At 66.5% G+C, this 23,344-nt stretch carries 24 protein-coding genes; 10 read left to right on the forward strand and 14 right to left on the reverse strand.

The window, feature by feature from the left end; translation table 11 throughout:
- Positions 1–35: 35 nt before the first annotated feature.
- Genes N5D45_RS07935 through ccmA form a run of 9 tightly spaced genes read right to left on the reverse strand, consistent with a single transcriptional unit; the run spans position 36 to position 6,797 of the window.
- A complete protein-coding gene (locus N5D45_RS07935; RefSeq protein ID WP_057503874.1) occupies positions 36–1,025 on the reverse strand; it encodes a hypothetical protein in 990 nt (329 codons plus the stop codon).
- Positions 1,019–1,468, reverse strand: coding sequence for a cytochrome c-type biogenesis protein (locus tag N5D45_RS07940; protein WP_019336393.1), 450 nt, complete (start codon positions 1,466–1,468; stop codon positions 1,019–1,021). Before N5D45_RS07940 ends, N5D45_RS07935 begins: the two co-directional genes overlap by 7 nt.
- A gap of 4 nt (positions 1,469–1,472) precedes the next feature.
- Positions 1,473–2,090 carry a DsbE family thiol:disulfide interchange protein gene (locus N5D45_RS07945; RefSeq protein ID WP_005410345.1) on the reverse strand — a complete coding sequence of 206 codons (618 nt, stop codon included), beginning with the start codon at positions 2,088–2,090 and terminating at the stop codon, positions 1,473–1,475.
- Between the two features lie 8 nt (positions 2,091–2,098).
- The gene (locus N5D45_RS07950; protein ID WP_049482339.1) at positions 2,099–4,018 is read right to left on the reverse strand and encodes a heme lyase CcmF/NrfE family subunit; all 1,920 of its coding nucleotides are present in this window, start codon (positions 4,016–4,018) and stop codon (positions 2,099–2,101) included.
- Entirely contained in the window at positions 4,019–4,480 is a 462-nt protein-coding gene (gene ccmE, locus N5D45_RS07955) for a cytochrome c maturation protein CcmE (RefSeq protein ID WP_100446247.1), read from the reverse strand.
- Positions 4,477–4,665 carry a heme exporter protein CcmD gene (locus N5D45_RS07960; RefSeq protein WP_010486686.1) on the reverse strand — a complete coding sequence of 63 codons (189 nt, stop codon included), beginning with the start codon at positions 4,663–4,665 and terminating at the stop codon, positions 4,477–4,479. Before N5D45_RS07960 ends, ccmE begins: the two co-directional genes overlap by 4 nt.
- Positions 4,662–5,432, reverse strand: coding sequence for a heme ABC transporter permease CcmC (gene ccmC, locus N5D45_RS07965; RefSeq protein WP_010486688.1), 771 nt, complete (start codon positions 5,430–5,432; stop codon positions 4,662–4,664). Before ccmC ends, N5D45_RS07960 begins: the two co-directional genes overlap by 4 nt.
- Positions 5,433–5,475: 43 nt before the next feature.
- On the reverse strand, positions 5,476–6,171 hold the full coding sequence (gene ccmB / locus N5D45_RS07970; protein ID WP_006456616.1) for a heme exporter protein CcmB: 696 nt from the start codon (positions 6,169–6,171) through the stop codon (positions 5,476–5,478).
- On the reverse strand, positions 6,168–6,797 hold the full coding sequence (gene ccmA / locus N5D45_RS07975) for a heme ABC exporter ATP-binding protein CcmA (RefSeq protein ID WP_019336398.1): 630 nt from the start codon (positions 6,795–6,797) through the stop codon (positions 6,168–6,170). The genes ccmB and ccmA overlap by 4 nt, the downstream gene beginning before the upstream one ends.
- Before the next feature lie 196 nt (positions 6,798–6,993).
- Between ccmA and N5D45_RS07980 the strand changes: the two genes are divergently transcribed.
- The 3 genes from N5D45_RS07980 (at position 6,994) to N5D45_RS07990 (ending at position 9,501) form a co-directional block, all read left to right on the forward strand.
- Entirely contained in the window at positions 6,994–8,142 is a 1,149-nt protein-coding gene (locus tag N5D45_RS07980; RefSeq protein ID WP_049482344.1) for a pyridoxal phosphate-dependent aminotransferase, read from the forward strand.
- Positions 8,143–8,156: 14 nt separating this feature from the next.
- A complete protein-coding gene (locus N5D45_RS07985) occupies positions 8,157–8,963 on the forward strand; it encodes an amidohydrolase (RefSeq protein ID WP_279938720.1) in 807 nt (268 codons plus the stop codon).
- 103 nt (positions 8,964–9,066) lie between these two features.
- Positions 9,067–9,501, forward strand: a complete 435-nt coding sequence (locus N5D45_RS07990; protein ID WP_279938721.1) for a hypothetical protein — start codon at positions 9,067–9,069, stop codon at positions 9,499–9,501.
- Here N5D45_RS07990 and N5D45_RS07995 read toward each other — a convergent pair.
- Entirely contained in the window at positions 9,488–9,781 is a 294-nt protein-coding gene (locus N5D45_RS07995; protein ID WP_279938722.1) for a hypothetical protein, read from the reverse strand. The genes N5D45_RS07990 and N5D45_RS07995 overlap by 14 nt on opposite strands.
- 353 nt (positions 9,782–10,134) lie before the next feature.
- Between N5D45_RS07995 and N5D45_RS08000 the strand changes: the two genes are divergently transcribed.
- Positions 10,135–10,542 (forward strand): hypothetical protein, encoded by a 408-nt coding sequence (locus N5D45_RS08000; RefSeq protein ID WP_010486702.1) that lies wholly within the window; start codon positions 10,135–10,137, stop codon positions 10,540–10,542.
- Between the two features lie 112 nt (positions 10,543–10,654).
- On the opposite strand, the gene N5D45_RS08005 is transcribed toward N5D45_RS08000, so the two are convergent.
- Positions 10,655–11,782, reverse strand: coding sequence for an MFS transporter (locus N5D45_RS08005; RefSeq protein ID WP_279938723.1), 1,128 nt, complete (start codon positions 11,780–11,782; stop codon positions 10,655–10,657).
- Positions 11,783–11,872: 90 nt separating this feature from the next.
- On the opposite strand from N5D45_RS08005, the gene N5D45_RS08010 reads away from it, so the two are divergent.
- The gene (locus tag N5D45_RS08010; RefSeq protein WP_057503459.1) at positions 11,873–12,661 is read left to right on the forward strand and encodes a helix-turn-helix transcriptional regulator; all 789 of its coding nucleotides are present in this window, start codon (positions 11,873–11,875) and stop codon (positions 12,659–12,661) included.
- 116 nt (positions 12,662–12,777) lie between these two features.
- Here N5D45_RS08010 and N5D45_RS08015 read toward each other — a convergent pair whose 3' ends face one another.
- From N5D45_RS08015 to N5D45_RS08025, 3 genes are read right to left on the reverse strand one after another with little or no spacing between them, the layout of a single operon-like run.
- Positions 12,778–14,412, reverse strand: a complete 1,635-nt coding sequence (locus tag N5D45_RS08015) for a pseudouridine synthase (RefSeq protein ID WP_049408982.1) — start codon at positions 14,410–14,412, stop codon at positions 12,778–12,780.
- Positions 14,405–15,280 carry an SMC-Scp complex subunit ScpB gene (gene scpB, locus N5D45_RS08020; RefSeq protein WP_019336635.1) on the reverse strand — a complete coding sequence of 292 codons (876 nt, stop codon included), beginning with the start codon at positions 15,278–15,280 and terminating at the stop codon, positions 14,405–14,407. Before scpB ends, N5D45_RS08015 begins: the two co-directional genes overlap by 8 nt.
- A 13-nt stretch (positions 15,281–15,293) precedes the next feature.
- Positions 15,294–16,199, reverse strand: a complete 906-nt coding sequence (locus N5D45_RS08025) for a ScpA family protein (protein ID WP_134959019.1) — start codon at positions 16,197–16,199, stop codon at positions 15,294–15,296.
- A 375-nt stretch (positions 16,200–16,574) separates the two neighbouring features.
- Between N5D45_RS08025 and N5D45_RS08030 the strand changes: the two genes are divergently transcribed.
- The 5 genes from N5D45_RS08030 to N5D45_RS08050 all read left to right on the forward strand — a co-directional run bounded on the left by N5D45_RS08030 (position 16,575) and on the right by N5D45_RS08050 (position 23,343).
- Positions 16,575–16,874: a YciI family protein gene (locus N5D45_RS08030; protein ID WP_029550673.1), complete on the forward strand. Its 300-nt coding sequence runs from the start codon at positions 16,575–16,577 to the stop codon at positions 16,872–16,874.
- Between the two features lie 20 nt (positions 16,875–16,894).
- The gene (locus N5D45_RS08035) at positions 16,895–17,146 is read left to right on the forward strand and encodes a BolA family protein (RefSeq protein ID WP_010486717.1); all 252 of its coding nucleotides are present in this window, start codon (positions 16,895–16,897) and stop codon (positions 17,144–17,146) included.
- Between the two features lie 149 nt (positions 17,147–17,295).
- On the forward strand, positions 17,296–18,333 hold the full coding sequence (locus tag N5D45_RS08040; RefSeq protein WP_197656631.1) for a LacI family DNA-binding transcriptional regulator: 1,038 nt from the start codon (positions 17,296–17,298) through the stop codon (positions 18,331–18,333).
- A 76-nt stretch (positions 18,334–18,409) separates the two neighbouring features.
- Entirely contained in the window at positions 18,410–21,490 is a 3,081-nt protein-coding gene (locus N5D45_RS08045) for a TonB-dependent receptor (RefSeq protein ID WP_057503457.1), read from the forward strand.
- A 248-nt stretch (positions 21,491–21,738) separates the two neighbouring features.
- Complete coding sequence (locus N5D45_RS08050; RefSeq protein ID WP_010486724.1) at positions 21,739–23,343, forward strand: glucoamylase family protein; 1,605 nt, start codon at positions 21,739–21,741, stop codon at positions 23,341–23,343.
- Position 23,344 lies beyond the last annotated feature (1 nt).

Here is a 23,344-nt window from a genome sequence, read left to right on the forward strand (position 1 = left end):
CCAATCGCAGCCGAGCGTGGGCTCGGCTCTACAAGTCAGGGAAACCGCAGCTCAACCACGCCGTCATGCGGCAGCGTCACCCGCACCACGTCGCTTTGCAGGTCCCCCTCGCTGCGATTGGCGCTACCAGTACGCGAGATGCGTGCCAGCACTTCCACGTCGCGATGTGCCGACAGCGGCGCGGTCGGCATCGGGCTGTCAGCGTCGCCCAGCCCGACCGTGGCCGGGAAACCGGCCAGCGGCAGCTTGCGTGCGGCCACCGGCATCGGCGGTCCACCCACGGCGCGGGCCAGCACGAATACCCGGGTGCTGGCCGGCCACTCGGCATTCTCCAGCGCAGGCAGCTGCACGCGTACCTGCAGCAGCGCCGCTGGTGCTGCAGGGGCGGCATCGGGTGCCAGGCCTGCGGCTTCGCGGGCGATGGCGATCTGCGCCTGCAGCGCCTGCGCGGCGCCGGGCTCAAGCCGTGGCAGCAGGCCGCTCCACACATCCGCGGCCTCGGCATTCTTTCCGCGCTGGCGCAGGGCGATGCCCAGCAGCCAGCTGGCGCGCTCGGCATCGGGTGCCTGTGCACGCGCCTGTTGCAACCAGGCCATCGCGGTGTCATCGAACTGCTTGCCGGCATCGGCCTGCGCACGTGCCTGCGCCGCTTCCACCAGCACGCCGGGGTCTTCCGGGGCGAGAGCGGCGGCACGTGCGAAGGCGTCCGCCGCGGCTGCGGCGTTGCCCAGTTCGGCCTGCGACCGGCCCAGCAGTGCCCAGCCATCGGCCCGCTGTGGGTCACGCTCCAGTGCATCCTGCAGGGCCTGTACGCCATCGCGCAGGGTGGCTACCGACGGCGTCGGTTGCACCTGTGCTGCACGCGGATCACCGACCAGCAGATACAGGCAGGCACCGGCCACGCCCAGTGCGAACACGCCGACCGCGAAACCGCGACGACCGTGGTGGCGCAGCGGCCACAGCACCAGCGCTGCCATCAGCGCAGCAACCAGACCGGCCAGCACCGGCAGCCAATGGCTCACCATCCGTCTCCTTCATCGGCCTTGCCGGCCGGTGCTGCGCCGACCGTACGGCCACGACGGCGGACAATGCCCAGCACCACCAGTGCGCCGGCGCCGAGCATCAGCAGGGGACCGCCCCACAGCAGCCAGGTGCCCGGCTGCAACGGTGGTTGATAGAGCACGAACTCACCGTAGCGGGCGACCAGGAACTGCTTGATCTGTGCATCGTCGTGGCCCTGCTGCATCAGCTGCAGCACCTCGCGGCGCAGATCCTGCGCGATCTGCGCGTTGGAATCGGCCAGCGACTGGTTCTGGCACTGCACGCAGCGCAGCTGCGCGGCCAGGTCATGGAAGCGGCGTTCTTCGGCGCCATCGCGGAACTGCAGCGGCTGCGGATCGTGCAGCGGCTGCTGTGCCACTGCGGCCAGCGGCAGCATCAGAAGCAGCAACGCCAGCAGCCAGCGCATGGGCTCAGGGCGCCGTGTGCAGCGTGCTGCCGGCATTGCCCTGGGCCTTCTCGATCTTTTCCAGCGCCGGGATCAGCTTCTCGTCGACTACGCGCTGGGTCATCGCACCGCTGTACTTCCAGCGCACGATGCCGCTGCCGTCGACAAGGAAGGTCTCCGGTGCAGCGGTCACGCCCCAGTCGATGGCGGTGCGGCCTTCAACATCACTGAGCACGACCATGAACGGGTTGCCCAGCTGCTCCAGCCAGTGCAGGGCATCGGTCGGCTCGTCCTTCCAGTTGTAGCCGATCACGCGCACGCGCTTGCTCTCGGCGAAACGGGTCAGCACCGGGTGTTCCTCGCGGCAGGCCGCGCACCAGCTGCCCCATACGTTCAACAGGTAAGGCGCGCCGCGCAGTTCGTCGCTGTGCACGATCATCTCCGGGTCGTGCAGCACCGGCAGGGCGAACGCCGGCGCCGGCTTGTCGATCAGCGCCGAGGGCAGCACGTCGCGCTGCGGATCACCCGATTTCATCACCCCGTAGATCATCAGCCCGAGCAGGCCGAAGAAGAACAGCACGCCGATCACGATGGCTACCGGCGGCAGCGGGCGGGAGGGGCGCGGGGCGGGGGACTCGGACATGGAAACTCCTACGGACGACGGAAACGGCGGTCGGCGGCGGTGATGAATCCGCCCAGGGCCATCAACAGCGCGCCCAGCCAGATCCAGCGCACGAACGGCTTGATGTGGACCCGGACCGCCCATGCATTGTTGCCCAGCGGCTCGCCCAATGCCACGTAGACGTCGCCGTCGAAGCGTGCATCGATGCCGGCCTCGGTCATCACCTGACCACCACTGGCGTACTGGCGCTTCTCCGGATGCAGCAGGGCCAGTTCGCGGCCGTTGCGGAACACCCGCAGGTGACCGCGGTCGGCGATGAAATTGGGACCTTCGCGATGGTCCACGCCCTCGAAGCGCACTTCGTAGCGGCCGACCACCAGTTGCTGGCCAGGTGCCAGCGCCACTTCGCGCTGCACGTTCAGGGCTTCCACCAGCAACGCACCGGCCAGGAACACGGCGATGCCTGCGTGGGCGACGATCATGCCGAGCATCTCGGCGGTGAAGCGACCATTGCCACGCAGGCGCTGCCAGACGAAGCGTGCGGTACCGAATCCGACCCAGGCCGCGGCGGCGACACCGAGACCGGCCTTCCAGCCGTTCTGCGGCGCCTGCCACCAGGCCAGCGCGCCCAGCAGCACCGCCAGCCCCAGCCAGGGCGCCAGCAGGGCGAATGCACGCGAAGGTTGGTCGCGCTGCCACTTCACCAGCGGGCCGAACGGCAGCAGCAGGATCATCGGCGCCATCAGCAGCAGGAACAGGCTGCCGAAGTAGGGCGGGCCGACCGAGATCTTGCCCAGCGACAGTGCATCTGCCAGCAGCGGATACAGCGTGCCGAGCAGGACCATCGCGCAGGCGGTGGCCAGCAGCAGGTTGTTGGCCAGCAGCAGGGTCTCGCGCGAGGTGGCGGTGAAGCCACGGCGCGGGTCGTCGGCGTCCACGCTGAGCTGGCTGGCGCGCAGCGCGTACAGCAGCAGGCTGCCGCCGATCAGCACCGACAGGAATACCAGGATGAACAGGCCGCGCGACGGATCGGCGGCAAACGAATGCACGCTGGTCAGCACGCCGGAGCGCACCAGGAACGTGCCCAGCAGCGACAGCGCAAAGGCGGCGATCGCCAGCAGCAGGGTCCAGCTGCCGAACGTGCCGCGCTTTTCAGTGACGGCCTGCGAATGGATCAATGCCGCACCGACCAGCCAGGGCATGAAGCTGGCATTCTCCACCGGGTCCCAGAACCACCAGCCGCCCCAGCCCAGCTCGTAGTAGGCCCACCAGCTGCCCAGCGCGATGCCCAAGGTCAGGAAGCCCCAGGCGACGTTGGTCCACGGCCGCGTCCAGCGCAGCCAGCGCGCATCGATGCGCCCCTCCAGCAGGGCCGCCACCGCGAATGCGAACGGAACGGCAAAGCCCACGTATCCGATGTACAGCATCGGCGGATGAATGATCAGCCCTGGGTCCTGCAGCAGCGGGTTGAGGTCGCGGCCTTCCAGCGGCGCCGGGTTCAGGCGCAGGAACGGATTGGAGGTGAAGATCAGAAAGGCGAGGAAGCCGACGCTGACCACGCCCATCACCGCCAGTACGCGCGCCTGCACGTGTGCCGGCAGGTGCCGCGAGAACAGCGCCACCGCGCCGGTCCACAGCGCCAGCACCAGCGCCCACATCAGCAGCGAGCCCTCGTGGGCCCCCCACACCGCCGAGTAGCGGTAGATCATCGGCAGCAGCGAATTGGAGTTCTCGGCCACGTAGCGCACCGAGAAATCCTGCTGCACGAACGCGGCGGTCAGCACCGCGAACGCGCCGGCGAGCAGCAGCAGCTGTGCGAAGGCGGCCGGCCGTGCCACCGCCATCCATGCCGTATTGCTGCGATGCGCGCCGACCAGCGGCAGGCCGGCCTGCAGCAGCGAGGCCAGCAACGCGCACAACAGCAGGATCTGACCCAGTTCGGGCAGCACTCAGCGCACCTCGGGTGCCGTCACCGGCACGTCATGCTTGCGATGGGCATCGCCCATCTTGTCGGCCACTTCCTTCGGCACGTACTTTTCATCGTGCTTGGCCAGCACTTCGTCGGCAACGAAGACACCATCCTGCAGGCGGCCACTGGCGACCACCGCGGTGCCTTCGGCAAACATGTCCGGAAGAATCCGCGACGTGGTCACCGCCAGCTGGGCATCGCCGTCGGTTACTTCGAAACGTGCTTCCAGCGAACCGACCGGGCGGTTGAAGGAGCCCTTCACCACCATGCCGCCCAAGCGGAACCGCGACTGTGCATCGACATCCCCGCGCAGCACTTCCGAGGGCGTGTAGAGGTAGGCGATGTTGCGTTCCAGCGCCATCGCCACCAGTGCGGTGGCCAGCCCGGAGGCGAGCAGGGCCAGCAGTACCCAGGCCAGGCGGCGGCGTTGTACCGGCGTCATCGTTCCAGCTCCGTCGACAGCGGCGCCGCAGCTTCCTGTTTGACGGCGCGGGTCTGCTGCCGCTGCTGGCGTGCCAGCGCCAACCGGCGTGCCATGCGCAGGCGCAGCCACGAACCGATGGCATCGGCGCCGAGCACCAGCACGAACACGGCGTACGCGCCGATCACATAGGGCAGGTGGGTCATGGCTGGGCCTCCCCGGCCGCGCGTGCGGCATCGACCCGGCCACCGACCCAGGCCTTGCCGGCCTCGCGGTCGAGATTGTCGGCGCGGGCCTTGGCCAGCACCGAACCGGCGAACCAGAACTTGGTGCCGATGACCATCCACCACAGTGGCGCGATCATCGCGCTGCTGATTGCCGATTCACCGAACACGTTGATCGACTGGCGCTGATGCAGGCCGCCCCACCAGTCCACCGAATAGCGGATCACCGGCAGCAGGCTGACACCGACGATGGCCAGCAGGCCGGCCGCGCGCGCGGCGCTGCGGCGGTCCTCGATGGCGTGGTACAGGCCGATCACGCCCAGGTACAGGAACAGCAGCACCAGTTCACTGGTCATGCGCGGGTCCCAGTCCCACCAGGTACCCCAGGTACCCTTGCCCCAGATGCTGCCGGTCAGCAGGGTGATCAGGGTGAAGCCGGCGCCCATCGGCGCACAGGCCATGGCCAGGATCTCGCAGACCTTGATCCGCCAGATCAGGGCGATGGCGGCATACAGCGCCATCAGCGCGAACACGAACAGGCTCATCCAGGCACTGGGCACGTGGATGTAGAGGATGCGGAAGCTGTCCAGCTGCTTGGCTTCCGGCGGCACCACCAGCAGCGCCTGCCACATGCCGACCAGCAGCACCGGCACCGCCGCGAGGTAGAACACCCGCGACCAGCGGGCAGCGAATCGGTCGAACGTGGGGGGCGAACCGAGTTGGTGGAACCAGCGGACAATCGGATTCATGCGTGGCGGCTATCCAGCAGGGGTGGATTGGCTCTCAGCTCGGTCAACTCAGAGAAATACGTATTGCAGCGGCGGTGGCCAACGGCGCCAGCACCAGCGCGACCAACAGGCCGGCGCCCAGCATCAGCAGCGCACCGACCGGATCCTGTCCGCGTCCGGCTGCCGCCAGACTGCCTGCGCCGAACACCAGCACTGGCACGTACAGCGGCAGCGACAGCAACGCCACAAGAATACCAGAGCGTCGGATGCCTACGGTCAGCGCGGCGACCACGCCACCAATCAGGCTCAGCAACGGCGTTCCCAGCAGCAACGATGCCAGCAACATCGGCAGCTGGTCATGCGGCAGATGCAGCATTTCGGCCAGCAGCGGACTGACCACGATCAACGGCAGGGCGGTGGTGGCCCAGTGCAGCAGCACGCGCACCAGCACCAGCCAGGCCAGCGGCACCGGCGCCAGCAGCCATTGTTCCAGCGAGCCGTCTTCGGCATCGGAGCGGAACAGTGAATCCAGCGACAGCTGCCCGGCCAGCAGCACCGCAAGCCACAGCACTGCGCCTGCGGTGGCGGCCAGCAGTTGCGGCTCGCGACCCTGCGCCAGCGCGAACAGCACCACCACCAGCACCGCGAACAGCAGCGGCTGCAGCGCATCGCCGCGGCGGCGCCAGAGCAGGCGCAGGTCGCGCTTGAGCAGGGCGCCCGCGGTCTGCCACAGGCCCGGTTCGGTGCCTGGCGCGATCATGCGGCACCGCCGAGGTCGAGCTGGCGGGTACGCACCGGCGGTGCGGCATAGGCGCCATGGGTGGTGACCAGCGCAGCGCCACCGGCGCGCAGGTGCGCCGAGATCATCCGGTTGACCAGGGTGATGCCCTCCAGGTCGAGGTTGGCATAGGGTTCGTCGAGCAGCCATAGCGGCGCCGGCGACAGCCAGATGCGCGCCAGTGCCAACCGCCGCTTCTGTCCGGCCGACAGATGCCGTACCAGGGTGTCTTCGTAGCCGGCCAGGCCGACGATGGCCAGCGCGTTGCCGGGCATCTGCCGCGCACGGCGGCCGTGCAGGCCACACAGGAAGTGCAGGTTCTCCAGCGTGTCCAGATCGGGCTTCAATGCGGGCAGGTGGCTGAGGTAGGCGACGTAGCGCGCGCGCTCGGCATTGCCGGCCGGTCGGCCATCGATCTGCACCTGCCCGGCACCGGGCCGGGCCAGGCCGGCCAGCACGCGCAACAGCGTGGTCTTGCCGGCGCCGTTGCCGCCCTGCACCAGCAGGGCTTCGCCGGCGTCCACATGGAAGTCCAGCGGGCCGAACACCGGCTCGTCATTGCGGGAGAAGCTCAGGCCGCTGGCGGCCAGCAATGCAGGGGTGTTCAAGGGGCAGGGGTCTTCATGCCGGAGTGCGGCGGCAATTGTAGCGGTGAATGCTGTCCCGGTAGCGCCGGGCGATGCCCGGCGGCCGCAAGGCATATGCAAAGAGCCGCCGGGCATGGCCCGGCGCTACCGGCTGAACCCACAGTCGCAGCGTGGATTTCGTACACTTCTGGGCCTCGTTCCCCCAGATTCCAGGCCGATGCAACCCAACACCAAGCTGCCCAAGGTCGGTACCACGATCTTCACCGTGATGTCCCAGCTCGCCGCCGAACACGGCGCGGTCAACCTGGGCCAGGGTTTCCCGGACTTTTCCGCGCCGCAGCGCCTGATCGATGAGACGGCCAAGGCGATGGCCGCCGGGCTGAACCAGTACCCGCCGATGACCGGCGTGGCGCCGCTGCGCCAGGCCATCGCACAGAAGGCGCTGGACTGCTACGGCGCACAGGTCGATGCGGACAGCGAGATCACCGTCACCAGTGGCGGTACCGAGGCCATCTTCAACGCCATCCACGCCGTGGTGCGTGCCGGCGAAGAAGTGATCGTGCTCGACCCGGCCTATGACTGCTATGAACCGGCGATCGATCTGGCCGGTGCCAAGGCCGTGCATGTGTCGCTCGATCCGCAGACGTTTGCGGTCGACTGGGACCGCGTGCGTGCGGCGATCACCCCGCGCACCCGCATGCTGATCGTCAACACCCCGCACAATCCGTCCGGCGCGATGCTGTCGGCGCAGGACATGCAGGCGCTGACTGAGCTGCTGCGCGGCACGCAGATCTACCTGATCTCCGATGAGGTGTACGAACACATCATCTACGACGGCCGCCGCCATGAATCGGCGCTGCGCTACCCGGAACTGCGCGAGCGCGCGTTCGTCATCTCCAGTTTCGGCAAGACCTACCACTGCACCGGCTGGAAGATCGGCTATGCGATCGCCCCGCCGGCGCTGACCGCCGAGTTCCGCAAGGTGCACCAGTACAACACCTTCACCAGCTTCGGTCCGGCGCAGTATGGCTTCGCCGCGATGATCCGCGATGAGCCCGAACACCACCTCGAGCTGGGCGCGTTCTACCAGGCCAAGCGCGACCGTTTCCGCGAGCAGCTGTCCAGCACCCGCCTGAAGGCGCTGCCGGTCCCCGGCGGCTACTTCCAGCTGGTCGATTACTCGGCCATCAGCGACCTGCCGGACCACGAGTTCGTGAAGTGGCTGACCATCGAGAAGGGCGTGACCGCCATCCCGCTGTCGCCGTTCTACGAGAATCCGCCGGCCGGTCAGCGCCTGGTGCGCCTGTGCTTCGCCAAGAATGAAGCGACCATGGACGCGGCGATCGAACGCCTGCGCCTTCTTTGAGCGGAGCAGTGACCATGCAGGACCTGCGCATTTCCCTCGTCCAGGGCGACACCCGCTGGCATGATCCGGCGGGCAACCGTGAGTACTACGGCGCACTGTTGGCACCGCTGGCCGGCACCACCGACTTGGTGATCCTGCCGGAGACCTTCACCAGTGGCTTCTCCAACGACGCCATCGCCCAGGCCGAAGGCATGGACGGCCCGACCGTGGCCTGGGTCCGCGAGCAGGCCAGGGCCTTGAACGCGGCGGTGATCGGCAGCGTGCAGTTGCGTGATGGCGATGGCGTCTACAACCGCCTGCTGTTCGCCACGCCCGATGGCAACCTGGAGTACTACGACAAGCGCCACCTGTTCCGTTACGGCGGCGAGCACGAGCGCTATGCTGCCGGTCGCGACCGCCTGAGCGTGGAATGGAAGGGCTGGCGGATCAATCCGCAGGTCTGCTACGACCTGCGTTTCCCGGTGTTCTGCCGCAACCGCTACAACGTGGAGCGTCCGCAGCAGCTGGATTTCGACCTGCAGATCTTCGTTGCCAACTGGCCGTCGGCACGCGCCTATGCGTGGAAGACACTGCTGCGTGCACGTGCGATCGAGAACCTGTGCTTTGTGGCGGCAGTGAATCGCGTGGGCGTCGATGGCAACCAGCTGCATTACGCCGGCGACAGCGCGGTGCTGGATTTCCTCGGTCAGCCGCAGGTGGAGATTCGCGAACGCGAACAGGTGGTCACCACCACCGTCTCGGCCGAGGCGCTGGCAGCACACCGCGCGCGCTTCCCGGCCATGCTTGATGCCGATGCCTTCCATCTGGACGAGCAGGCCTGAGCGACGGCCTGAACGCCGCCGCACCAGCGCGCGCGCCTGCATTCAACGTGCACGTGCGCGCTGTTAGATTCGCCGCCAGTCCGACCGAACTGGAAGTCCCGCCATGAACAAGCCCTTCGCCCTGCTGCTGGCGCTGTCCGCCGCAGCGTTGGCCCCCGCCGCGCACGCTGCCGGCAACCTCGATTGCGAGCTGCGCTACAACCTGTCCGGCTGGTCGTTGATCTACAAGACCGCATCCGGTAATGGCACGGTCACCTGCAGCAACGGCGCCAGCCTGCCGGTGCGCATCCAGATGAAGGGTGGCGGCCTGACCGTCGGCAAGTCGAAGATCACCAACGGGCGTGGCAGCTTCACCGGCGCGGTCAGCGTCGACGAGCTGCTGGGCACTTACGCCTCGGTCGGCGCGCATGCCGGTGCGGTGAAGTCCAGCAACGCGCAGGTGATGACCAAGGGCGACATCTCGCTGGCCCTGTCCGGTACCGGCAAGGGCTGGGACCTGGGCGTGGACGGCACCGCGTTCACCCTCAACCGGCGCTGAGGCGCGACGGCGCGGCAGTTCCCCAGTTGATGCGGATGTAGTGCTGTTCGGAATCGCTCAACAACCGTTCAACACCGAAACCATTCTTCAGCAGCTGTGCGACCAGGTCTTCGACGAGCTGCTCGCTGGCCATCATCTGGCTGAAGCCGAACACGACGTAGCGGCGGCCATTTTCCGAGCCGATCTGGATGGCGTTGTCGAGATCGCGATAGAACAGTTCGATCGGGCGCTTGGCGGCATCGGCGTTGGCGCGGGCCTGTTCGGCGGTGATGGTGATCATGGGCATCTGCCTTGTGTGGGAGAGCGCGCACGATAGCCAGCGCGCTGATGTGAATTCCGGGCGTGGCGCACAATGCTCCGTGTTTGCAGCAATTCCTAACATGAGCTGGGGACGTCGAGACGCACCGGAAAAGTGCCGCGCGCCGGTGAGCATCCTGCATCGACATGAAGTCATCGGGAAGGGATAGGGGCCAACCGCAGTGGAGGCGCGCAACGCACCGCCCAGAGGGGGTTCTGCAGCTATCCGATGCTGTGGGCGCGCAGTGCATTTACGTTTCCTTGACCCTGCAGTAACCCCGCAATGCCTAACAGGGACGTCCCAGCGATTCTGCTGGGATGATTGGAGACGCTGGAATGGAGTTCAGAACGTCCGTGCTGCTCGTGGCCCTCATCGCCACGCCCGCCATCGCCCACGCCGAGGTCTGTCTGTCCGACAGCGGACTCGTTGTGCCCTGTCCTAGCCTGCTGCCGCATCCGGTAACGGCCAGATTCGAGATCGGGACTCTGCCGCGTGTGGCTGGCTCGCCGTCGGAAATCTACATCACAGGCGGCGGCCAGGTGGATGGAACGAGTAATTTCTCGGTCTATGCCAATGGTCAGTTCCTGTGCCGTACCAATGACAATTACGACGGTGGCAACACCACGCCCATCCGCCATTGCACCGCGACCATCGCAACACCCGGGACCTATGTGATCTCGGCGTCGCGCAACAGCCCTGGCAACTTCCTTGCGCCGATGGACGAAGTGATCAACGTGCAGTAATCGGCTGTTCGCTGATCCAGGCCCCGGGGGCAGGGACCCCGGGGCCCCTCCGCCCACAGGGCAGCAGGAAGGGGGCCTTCTTCGCCGCAATCCATGACCCGATCTTCCCTATTCAGCTGACCCGGTTCCGTTGCCGCTGCAGCCACAAGGCCAGCAGGCCGCACACGATGAGGGTCGGTGCCAGCAGCTGCACTGCACCGACCAGCGCCATTGCCGCACCGATCAGCAGGTAGTAGAGCAGGCCGAACAGCGCGCCTGCGCTGCCGAGACAGTGTGGATAGCCGCGCAAGGCCTGGCCGAGCACATTGGGAATGGCAAGGCCGAAGCCCGTCACCACCGGCACCATCGCCGCGACCAGGGCAGGGTGATCATGCAGCAGCGCGGCCAGCAGGCCTCCCGTCAGAACCAGTCCTGCGGCGACGCGGATGCGCGTGGTTGTGGCAACGCCTGCACGCAGCAGGCGGCCATTGCCCCACGCGCCCAGTGCCGAGCCCAGTGCCAACACCGCGCCGCTGGCGCCGAACCAGGTGGCTGGCCAGTGCAGGCGCGCAAACACGAAGGGGCCGAGCACATACCAGCTGTACATCGCCACGTTGAAGGCCATCACCAGCAACGCGTGTGACCAGATCCAGCGATCGCGCAGCAGTTCCCGCAGCAGCGGCAGCATGGGCGTGTGCGGGATATGTGCAGGACGGCTTTCGCGCAGGCCAGCCAGGCATGCGACTGCCAGCAAGGCAGCAACCAGCAGCAGGCCGGACTGTACGCCGGCATAGCCATGGGCGGCGACCAGCAGCGTGCCCAGTGCAAGGCCGATGGCCGGGCTCAGGGCCAGGGCCATGCCGATCCAGGAGAATGCCTGCGCCAACGCTGGACCCTGCAGATGGTCGCGCAGCACGGTCTGGGTCACCACCGAAGCGGCGGCGGCGCCGACTGCGGCCAACGCCTGGGCCAGCAGCACCTGGCCGAAGCTGCCAGCCATCAGCCCGCCCAGTGCAGCTACTCCGAAGACGCCGAGGCCACAGAGAAGGGCGGGGCGACGACCGATACGATCGGCCAGGCGCCCCCACAACAGCACGCCTGCAGCGAAGCCGAACAGGTACAGGCTCATGGCCTGGCTGGCGGCACTCGGCGGCAGGGCGAAGCGTTCGGCCAGATCGGCCAGGGCCGGGCTGTACAGGGTCTGTGCCAGCTGCGGAAACATCAGCAGTGCAATGGCGAGCAACAACAGGCGGCGCGACATGCGGGCGCTCCAGGAACAGGGCCGCGCATTGTGGTCGTGCCCGCAATGGCGCACCCTGTCTGTCCTGTCATCAAATGTATAAAATAGGACATGGCCTGGTTGCAGCCCGACGCGCACTTCGATGCCGATGCCTGGAGGGCTCCGGTGCTGGGGATCGCGGCCTCACTGGCGGATCACGACTCGGGTTGGCACCAGCATGCACGCGCGCAGCTGCTGTACACCCGACAGGGCTGTACGCGCCTGACCTACGGTGACCGCGTCAGCCTGTTGCCGCCCGCGCGCGCGGCGTGGATTCCGGGTGGGCTGCGCCATCGTGCGCAGATGCGCCAGGCAGTCGACTACCGTTCGTTGTACTTCGACGCCACCCTGTCGGCCCAGCTGCCCCGGCAGCCGGCGATCATCGGCGTTGGTCCGCTGCTGCAGGCCTTGCTGGAGCCGATCGCGCAGGCGCCGTTCGACCATGACTGGCAGTCGCCGCGCGCGCACCATCAACTGGCGTTGTGCGTGCTGGAAATCGCCGCTGCACCGGTGGCGCCGATGGACCTGCCTTTACCGCGTGATCCGCGGATCGCACGTTGCCTGCCGCTGGCCGAGCAGCTGCCGCCCGAACTGGGGGAGCTGGCCGCGCGCACGGGCCTGAGCGCGCGTACCGTCGGCCGGTTGATGCAGCGTGATACCGGCATGAGCTACCAGGCCTGGCGCCAGCAATGGCGACTGATGCGGGCCATGGAGTTGCTGCTGCTGGGTCATCGCGTCGCGCATGTGGCGCAGGACACCGGCTTCTCCGCCGAGAGCCCGTTCATCGCCTTCTTCCGCAGCATGACCGGCACCACGCCCGCCGCGTTCCAGCGCCACGCAAAAGGGGACGGAAGGGATTAAGTCGCTTTCGCCTCTTCGACACAGGCCGTGGCAAAAACGACTTAATCCCCTCCGTCCCCTTTTCAACGAAAAACCCCGGCCTACGCCGGGGTTTTTCATTTCAGGCGTGCCGGTGATCAGCCGCCGCGCGGGCCGCTGCGGCGCGGGCCGCCCGGACCGCGGTTGCCGCCGGGGCCACCCGGGCCACGGTTGCCACCCGGACCGCCGGGTCCGCGATTGCCGCCCGGACCACGGTTGCCACCACCCGGACCGCGACCGCCCGGACGGGCGCCCTGCGCCGGCTTGGGGCTGCCATACGGGTTGAAGCCCGGCGTGGCGTGGTCGGACGGGAAGCTCGGGGCATTGCCCGGATGGCCGTACGGGTGCTTGTTGCCCTGGCCCTGCGAGCGGTTGCCCGCACCGGCCGGACGACCCTGGCCGCCTGCGCCGCCACGGCCTTCACCGCCGAAACCGCCACGGCCCTGGCCGCCACCGGCGCCTGCGCCCGGACCCTTCGGCTTGCCATACGGACGGCCCTGGCCGCCTGCACCCGGACCACGGGCACCGGGGCCACGCGCGCCCGGGCCGGCATTGCGATGGCCGCTCGGGCCGGTGCTCACGCCATCCGGCACGTACCAGGTGCGGAACGCGGCCGGGTTGCCTTCCGGCAGCGAACGATCGTTCTTCTGGGCGCGCTGCTTGAACGGCTTCTGCGACTGCTTGGCTGCCGCTTCACCGCTGACCGTCAGGCCACCCTTGAAGCCGCCGCCCTTGCCGCCGCGACCACGGCCGCGGTCTTCGCGGACGTTATCGAAACGACGCAGCTCGCGGCCCTCGTCGGCGGTGTTGTGGCCGTTGACGTAGGCGTTGCCGCGGCCACCTTCGCGCACGCGCACGGTGGTCTTGGCGGCGCGGCGCTGGCCGATCACCGGCTGCAGCGTCAGTGCCGACGGCGCGCCTTCTTCCAGCTTCAGCTGCGCGCGCAGGGCTTCAACCTGCGTGGTGCCCAGTTCCACCGAATGGCCGCGGGCCAGTTCGCGCGGCAGGCTCACCTTGCCGTAGCGGGTACGCTTCAGGCGGCTGACCTGGCAGCCCTGCGACTCCCACAGGCGGCGCACTTCGCGGTTGCGGCCTTCCTTCACCACGACGCGGAACCAGTCGTGCGAGTCGGTGCCGCCGATGCGTTCGATCTCGTCGAACTTGGCCGGGCCGTCTTCCAGTGCCACGCCACGGGTGAGGCGGTCGACGATGGCGTCGGAGACCTTTTCCTCGCCTTCCGGCGCACGCACGCGGACCACGTATTCGCGCTCGACCTCGAACGACGGGTGCATCATGGCGTTGGCCAGTTCACCGTCGGTGGTGGCCAGCAGCAGGCCGGTGGTGTTGATGTCCAGGCGGCCGATCGCGATCCAGCGCGCGCCCTTCAGCGGCGGCAGCGATTCGAATACGGTCGGGCGGCCTTCCGGATCATCGCGCGTGGTCACTTCGCCTTCCGGCTTGTTGTAGACCAGCACGCGCGACGGCTCGGCCAGGGCGGTGGCGACGAAGCCACGGCCATCCAGCTCGATCTTGTCGCCACTCTTGACCGACATGCCGGTCTGCGCGACTTCACCGTTGACCTTGACCAGGCCTTCGGCGATGCGCTGTTCCAGCGCGCGGCGCGAGCCGAGGCCGGCCTGGGCCAGCACCTTGTGCAGGCGCTCTTCCAGCTTGAACTGTTCGGAGGTGGCTTCGCGCTTCAGCGAGAGCTTGTTACGGGGGGTGTCACTCATCAGTTTTGCTCCGGCCGACGGTTTCGAGGTCGGCCTCTGGTTCGGAATCGGCTTGGTCAACAGCCACGGTCGTCATCGCGACGGCGTTGTCTTCGCGTTCGTTCACTGGCACCGCGCGCTCGCCCGGCGCGGAATCGGGGTGCCCATCATCGAGGGGCGAAGGTGCTTGCTCATCGATAGCCGCCGCAGGAGCTGCGTCGGCGGAATCGGGGGTGTCACTGCCGGCCAGGCCGGCATCATCGTTCGCGGCAGCGCCTTCGTCGCCGGCCGAGATGTCAGGACCGTCGGCGCTTGCTGCTGCGGGCGCATCGCGGTCCAGGGACAGCTGGGGTTCCAGCTCGCCCAGGTCCTTCAGTTCCGACAGAGGCGGCAGCTCATCCAATCGCTTCAGGCCGAAATAATCCAGAAAGCCCTTGGTGGTGCCGAACAGCGCAGGCTTGCCGGGCACATCGCGGTGGCCGACCACGCGGATCCACTCGCGTTCTTCCAGCGCCTGGATGATGTTGCTGCTGACCGCCACGCCGCGTACCTGCTCGATCTCGCCGCGGGTGATCGGTTGCCGGTAGGCGATCAGCGCCAGGGTTTCCAGGGTGGCGCGGGTGTAACGGGTCTTGCGTTCGGTCCACAGCCGGCTGATCCAGCCATGCACTTCGCCGGTCACCTGGTAGCGGAAGCCGGAGGCGACCTCGACCAGTTCCACGCCGCGGCCTTCGCAGGCTTCGCGCAGGCGTTCCAGCGCGCGTTCGATGCTGCCCGGCGGTGCCGGTTCCTCTTCCGGGAACAGGTCCTTCAGCTGGGCCAGGGTGAGCGGCTGACTGGAGGCCAGCAAGGCACCTTCGACAATGCGGTTGATCAGCAGTTGATCCATCGGCAGTCAGCGCTCACTCGTCTGCATTGGCGGCGTCGTTGTCGTCGAACTCGCTGCTGAACTGCAGCGGGGCATTGGTGTTGCCGGCGGCCAGCGATTTCACGTAGATCGGCGCCAGTGGTTCTTCCTGGACGATGTCCAGCAGCTGTTCCTTGGCCAGTTCCAGCACCGCCAGGAATGTGACCAGCACGCCCAGCTTGCCTTCTTCGACCGTGAACAGCCCTTCAAAACGATAGAACTTGCCATCTTCCAGGCGTCCCAGCACTTCGCCCATGCGTTGCCGCACGCTCAGTGCCTCACGCTTGATGGCGTGACCGCTGAACAGCTCGGCGCGCTTGAGCACGTCGTGCAGGGCCAGCAGCATCTCCTTCAGGTCCACCGGCGGCGGCAGCTTCACCGTGGCGCGTTCGGGCATGAAGGCGTGCGCCACCGTAGTGTCGCGGTCCTGCCGGGGCAGGGCATCGATGTCCTCGGCGGCCTGCTTGAAACGTTCGTACTCCTGCAGCCGGCGCACCAGTTCGGCGCGCGGGTCGGCTTCATCGCCTTCCTCGCTGACCGGGCGCGGCAGCAGCATGCGCGACTTCACCTCGGCCAGGATCGCTGCCATCACCAGGTACTCGGCGGCCAGCTCGAAGCGCAGCTCGCGCATCACGGTGATGTATTCCACGTACTGCCGGGTGATCTCGGCTACCGGAATGTCCAGGACATCCAGGTTCTGGCGGCGGATCAGGTACAGCAGCAGGTCCAGCGGGCCTTCGAAGGCATCCAGGATGACTTCCAGCGCGTCCGGCGGAATGTACAGGTCCTGCGGAATCTGCAGGACCGGTTGCCCATGCACCACGGCCAGCGGCATTTCCTGCTGCTGTGGGGCGGGCGGCCGGGTTGGCGGGTTCGCGTCGAGCGCGAGTTCGGAAGTCATCTAATGGACATCAGGATTGCAACGGACCAGTCGCGGCACCGGGTTCGCCGGGCCAACGCCACGGAGCCCCAGGGCACCAGACACGCCGGGATCGGCGCGATTCCACACATATCAAACAGCAGGACGCGCCGCACGAAACGGCGGCGACGGAACTACGGGGAGGTCGTCTACGTGGCCCGGCCAGGTGGACCGGTTTGAAGCAGCGGGACGGTCGTCGGGGGCTGCGTTGGCCGCAAAAACCGACGGGCTGCTGCATCCAGCCACGTGCAATGGAGTCTAGGGTAAGCCTTTGTTGCGCCAGTGTCCAGCCGGGCCGGGGCAGGGGGCGCATTGGCTAGAATCTGCGGACCCGACAACGCAAGCGAGGAAATGCCGGTGTGGTATGTGATCGAAGGGTATGACGGCCAGGATGTGCTGGCGCAGCGGCTGCAGGCGCGGCCGGAACACCTGGCGCGGTTGCACGCGCTGCGCGACGAGGGACGCCTGCTGCTGGCCGGCCCGTGCCCGGCGGTGGACAGTGAAGACCCGGGCCCGGCCGGTTACAGCGGCTCGGTGGTGATCGCGCAGTTCGAGTCGCTGCTGCAGGCCCAGGCCTGGGCCGACGCCGACCCGTACGTGGCCGCCGGCGTCTACACCCGCGTGCAGGTGCGACCGTTTCGCAAGGTGTTGCCGTGAGCGCGGAACGGATCTCGCGAATGCGTGATGCGCTGCAGCATGCCCTGGCGCCGAGCGTGCTCGAGATCGAAGACGACAGTCATCGCCACGCAGGCCATGCCGGTGCGCGCGATGGCCGCGGCCATTTCAACGTGCATGTGGTGAGTGAACGCTTTGCCGGACTGGGCCCGCTGGCCCGGCATCGCGCGGTGTACGCCGCGCTGGGGGCGATGATGGAGACCGACATCCACGCGTTGTCCATCCGCGCGCAGACCCCGTCAGAACAGGGCTGAGCCCTTGTCCCACGCTGTCCTGGCGGGTCCCCGCGGGGGCTCGCTGCAGACAGATTTCCATGTCCATTTCGGGACATTCGCCTAACGGACTGTTTACAAGCCCAGATGGAAACGCTTACATTCCGCGCCAATGCTGGTAGGTCCAAGCCGTGGAGGGCGGCTTCGTGAACAAGGCAGCTATCACAATCAAAGACGTCGCACGCGAAGCCCGGGTCTCCGTGGCCACGGTTTCCCGCGCGCTCAACGGGCATGAAAATGTCGCCGAACCGGTCCGCCAGCTTGTGCTGGAGGTCGCCGCACGGCTGCGTTACACCCCGCACGCCGCCGCCCGCAGCCTGAGCAGCCGCCGCACCAACACGGTGGGCGTGGTGCTGCCTGACCTGTACGGCGAATTCTTCTCCGAGCTGATGCGTGGCATCGACAATGTCGCCCGTAGCCGCCGCCAGCACCTGCTGGTGTCCAGCTACCACGGTGACCAGGAGCAGCAGGGTGCGGCCCTGCGCGCCATGCGCGGCCGCGTCGACGGCCTGCTGGTGCTCTCGCCCTATGCCGAGAGCCCGGGCTTCCTGACCGACAACCTGCCGCAGTCGTTGCCGACGGTGTTGATCAACACCTATCTGCCCGGGCAGGACCACCCGGTGCTGAGCATCGACGACCATGCCGGTGCGATGGCGATGACCCGTCATCTGCTTGACGCTGGCCACCGTCGCATCGCTTTCATTTCTGGCCCGGATCTCAACTTCGACGCGCGCGAGCGCCTGCGCGGCTTCCGTGACGCGCTGGTAGCGTTTGGCAGTGGCGCCGAGGGCATCGAGTTGCCCGGTGATTTCGACGAAGCTTCCGGCCATCGCGCCGGTCAGGAGTTGCTGGCAGCCGGAGCGCTGCCTGATGCCGTGTTCGCCGCCAACGACATGATGGCGCTGGGCTGCCTGTATGCGTTCACGCAGGCAGGGGTCCGTGTCCCGGCCGATGTGGCCCTGGCGGGTTTCGATGATATTCCACTGGCGCGTTTCGTCCACCCGTCGCTGACCACCATGCAGGTCAGCATCGCCGAGCTCGGCGACCGGGCCATGACGCGCCTGCTGCAGTTGATGGACGGCACCTCCACGGACGGGACAGGGGATAAGCAGACCCTGGTTCCCCGCTTAATAGTTCGCGATTCCACCACTCCGCCATCGGGCCGTTGAAGCCAGAGGCGTTCCTTCTTTTTTGATTGATCGCAGGTACCGCGCGAGCGGTTACCGCCACCCGGAGATTGAGTTGATGATGCACACCACCTTCCGCACGCCGGCGCGCCGGCTGCTGAGCACCGCACTGGTCAGCTGCCTGATGCTGGCCGCCGCCCCGAACGTCATGGCGCAGTCGGCCAATGCCAGCCTGCGCGGCCAGGTGTCCGGCGCCCAGGCCGGCGCCGAAGTGACCGCCACCAACATCGCCACAGGCACCGTCCGTCGCGGCACCGTCCGTGCCGATGGCAGCTACTCGCTGATGGGCCTGGACCCGGGCACCTACGACGTGGTCGCCAACGGCCAGTCGCAGAAGGTCACCGTCACCGTGGCCTCGACCGCGACGCTGAACTTTGCCGGCGCTGCCAGCAGCACCCCGGGTTCGACCGCGGCCACCAACCTGGACACCGTCAACGTCGTCGCGCCGACCCTGCTGCAGGAAGTGCGCACGTCCGAAGTCGGCAAGACCGTCAGCCTGCAGCAGATCCAGACCACCCCGCAGGTCTCGCGCAACTTCCTGGAGTTCGCCGACGCGGTGCCGGGCATGATCTTCACCCGCGATGCCAAGGGCAATACTTCGCTGCGTGGCGGCGCGACCAACTCCGACGGTACCAACGTCTACATCGACGGCGTGGGCCAGAAGAGCTACGTCAAGGGTGGCGGCATTTCCGGCCAGTCCGGCAGCGCGGGTAATCCGTTCCCGCAGCTGGCCATCGGTGAGTACAAGGTCATCACCGGCAACTACAAGGCCGAGTACGGCCAGGTGTCCAGCGCCGCGATCACCGCCGCGACCAAGTCGGGTACCAACGAGTTCAAGGGTGAGACCTTCTACCGTTATACCAACGAAAGCATGCGTGCGATGACCCCGGCCGAACGCCAGCCGGGCAAGAGCAAGGAAGACTCGGCCGAGAAGGAGTACGGCTTCGCGCTGGGTGGCCCGATCATCAAGGACAAGGCCCACTTCTTTGTCACCTATGAAGCCAAGCGCTTCGACCTGCCGGTGACCATCGCGCCGGATGGTGCGGTGAGCTCGGCGGCCGCCAAACTGCCAGCCGATGGTCTCGCGGGTCTCGGCCCGGCCAGCCAGCCGTTCCAGCAGGACCTGATCTTCGCCAAGATCGACTTCGAGCCGACCGACAACGATCGCATCGAACTGACCTTCCAGGACCGCGACGAAACCCAGCAGCAGTTCAGTGACCAGACCGCCAAGGTGCACGGCAAGGTGGTGGACAACACCGATCGCCGCTACGCCCTGCGCTGGAACCACAGCGGCGAGCGGTTCTACAACGAACTGATGGTCACCCATGAAGATGCGTTCAATAATCCGCTGCCGCTGACCTACGGCAACGGTATCGTCTACACCGCGCCGGACTTTGGTGACAAGAACCGGAACACCCCGCAGGAAAAGACCCTCGTCCAGATCGGCGCAGCCGATGCGTTCGCCTCTCAGGTGAAGGGCCAGAAGGGCTGGGCGATCGAGGACAACCTGACCCTGGACGGCCTGCAGTGGGCCGGCGACCACACCATCAAGATGGGCGCCAAGTACAAGCAGATTGATCTGTACGCCTCGGATGCGGCGCAGATCAATCCGCAGTTCTTTTACACCATCGACAACCCTGCCTTCTCCTCCGGCACCCCCTACAAGGCTCAGTTCACCAAGGCCAGTACTGGTGTCACCGGCGTGCAGTCCGAGGTGCGCGCCAAGGTCAAGCAGATTGGTCTGTTCATCCAGGATGACTGGCAGGTCAACGATCATCTGCAGCTGAACATCGGCCTGCGCTGGGATTACGAAAAGAACCCGGTCTATACCGATTTCGTGACCCCGCCAGAGGTTGTGAACGCATTGTTCTCGCAGGACAGGCATGCGCCTCCGGGCCAGACCTATGCGCAGACGCTGGCGCTCAGTGGTTTGAACGTCAACGACTACATCAGCACCGGCCACAATCGCAAGAATTTCAAGAATGCCTGGCAGCCGCGCCTGGGCTTCTCGTATGACGTAAACGCCGATGAGCAGCACGTGTTCCATGGTGGCGCCGGCCGGTCCTATGATCGCGACCTGTTCGACAACCTGGCACTGGAAACCACGAAGCTGGCACTGCCGCAGCCGACCGTGTTCTTCCGCAACCCGGCCACCGGTAGCTGCATGTACGGGCAGACTCCGTGCTTTGACTGGAATCCGAACCTGATGAACGGCATCGAGAACGTGCAGGCACTGCTGGGTTCCACCAGCAATGAAGGCATGGAAGTCGATCTGCTGAACAACAACATGAAGGTGCCGTACTCCGACCAGTTCAGCCTCGGCATGAGCAACCAGATCGGCGAGTGGCTGACCGATGCCACGATTTCACGCACGCTGACCTACGATGGCTTCGCCTACACGTTGGGCAACCGTTTCAACAACGGCAATTTCTTCGACAACCAGATGCTGTGCGGCGCTGACGAGCCGACCTACGGGCAGCCGTGGGGCTGCAGCATTCCGGGCTTCGGCAGCCTGATCATCGGCCAGCAGGGCATCAAGACCCGCTCCACCCAGATCCTGCTGTCGGCGCAGAAGCCGTACAGCAAGGAGAGCGGCTGGGGCACCTCGATCGCCTATACCTGGACCAATGCTCGCCACAACCGCAATATCAACGAGCACTATTCGTTCGATCGCGGCACCATCGGTGAGTACCCGACCATCAAGTCCAACGGCGCGCCGCGTCACCGCCTGGTGGTCACCGGCTCGTATGACGGTTTCTGGGGCATCACTTTCGGTGGCAAGCTGACCCTGGCCACGCCGACCCCGGGTAACGACTGGTCCTGCATCGCGCAGGCCGGCAACTCGAACTGCATGCCGACCCCGGCTGCCGGTACACCGTCGGGCAATGGCCACTTCCTGCTCGGCGGCAAGATCTTCGGCTACCGCTCGTTGGATCTGCAGGCGACCAAGACCTTCAAGCTGGCCGGCGATACCGAGCTGTATGCTCGCATCGACATCATCAACGTGCTCAACTTCGACAACTTCTCCAAGCTGAACTACGTGAAGAGCGACGGCAAGCTGCTGGTGAGCTACAACGAGACCGGCGACATCATTGGTACTCCGCGCCAGATCAAGGCCGAAGTGGGCTTCCGCTTCTAAGCCCGGATGTAGATGCACGACCCGATGCCGCCGTTCCGCCGGCGGCATCGGCTGCTTGAAAACGGCAATGGCCGGCCCCGCGCCGGTCCATTGCCCATGCCGCTGCCGGCCAGGGGGCAGCGGCATGGGCAATGATCGCGGTGTCAAACCACGTTTTTCGTGGTTTTTTCAGAACGCATCTTGTAAACGATTTCAGATCATTGGACGGTATGCTTTCCCATCGATCAGACCACCGGAGAAATCGCGCCATGCAGGCACGCCATCTGTTGTCCGCCGCAGCGTTGAGCCTGGCCGTGGCCGCCTGCCAGCCGGCCCAGCAGGAACCTGCCAAGCCGCGGCCGCCGGTGATCCTGATCGAGGCCGACGCACCGCCGCGGCCGATGAAGCCGGTGCTGCCGCCGTTGTTCGATGACATCGAGCGTCGTACCTTCCAGTTCTTCTGGGATACCACCAACGAGATCAATGGCCTGACCCCGGATCGCTATCCGTCGCGGCCGTTCGCCAGCATCGCCTCGGTCGGCTTCGCACTGACCGCGTACCCGATCGGCATCGAGAACGGCTGGGTCAGCCGCAACCAGGCGATCGACCGCACCCTGACCACGCTGAAGTTCTTCCGCGACGTGCCGATGGGCCCGCAGCGCACCGGCAAGGCCGGCTACAAGGGCTTCTACTACCACTTCCTGGACATGCAGGAAGGGCGTCGCTACGACAGCTGGGTTGAGCTGTCCTCGGTGGATACCGCGCTGCTGATGATGGGCGTGCTGTTCGCGCAGTCGTACTACGACGGCGACGATCCGCGTGAGAAGGAGATCCGCCAGATCGCCGACACGTTGTACAAGAAGGTCGACTGGCCGTGGCTGCAGCAGCGTGCACCGCTGATCTCGATGGGCTGGTTCCCCGAGAGCGGCTTCATCGACCACGACTGGATGGGCTACAACGAGGCGATGATGGTCTACATCCTTGCCCTGGGCTCGCCGACGCACCCGGTCAGCCCGGATGCGTGGACGGTGTGGACGCGTACCTATGACAACGACTGGGGCGTCTACCAGGGCCAGGAATACCTGTCCTTCGGCCCGCTGTTCGGCCACCAGTACAGCCACGTCTGGATCGACTTCCGCGATATCCAGGATGCGTACATGCGCGAGCGCGGCAGCACCTACTTCCTCAACAGCCGCTCGGCCGCACTGGCCCAGCGCGAGTACGCCATCGCCAACCCGATGCAGTGGAAGGAGTATGGCGAGAATGTGTGGGGCCTGACCGCCAGTGATGGACCACAGAACACCACCCAGGACTATCGCGGCGAGCAGCGCCAGTTCCGCCATTACTCCTCGCGCGGCGCCGGCCTGCGCGAGAACTTCGATGACGGCACCATCGCTCCCACCGCTGCGATCGCGTCGGTGGTGTTCGCGCCGGAGCAGGTGATTCCGGCCACGCTGGAGATGCACAAGCGCTTTGGCGATTACATCTACTCCAGCTACGGCTTCCTGGATTCATTCAACCCCAGCTTCAACTACGACATCCCGATCAAGACCGGCCGCCTGGTGCCGGATCGCGGCTGGGTCGCCAGCGATTACATCGCCATCGATCAGGGCCCGATCCTGACCATGATCGCCAACTACCGCGATGACTTCGTCTGGGAAGTCATGAAGAAGAACCCGTACATCCGCAAGGGCCTGGAACGGGCCGGGTTCAGTGGTGGCTGGCTGGCACCGGAAGGTTCGTTCCAGCCGCTGGAACTGCAGAAAGACGAAAAGGCCGCGGCGGCACGCGCGGTGGGTATCGCCGAATCACGCGCGGCTGCCGCGCAGGAACAGAAGAACAATGCCAACCGCACCACAGGCCAGGGCAAGTAAC

This window comes from Stenotrophomonas sp. GD03819, assembly GCF_029841665.1.
Lineage (GTDB): Bacteria > Pseudomonadota > Gammaproteobacteria > Xanthomonadales > Xanthomonadaceae > Stenotrophomonas > Stenotrophomonas geniculata.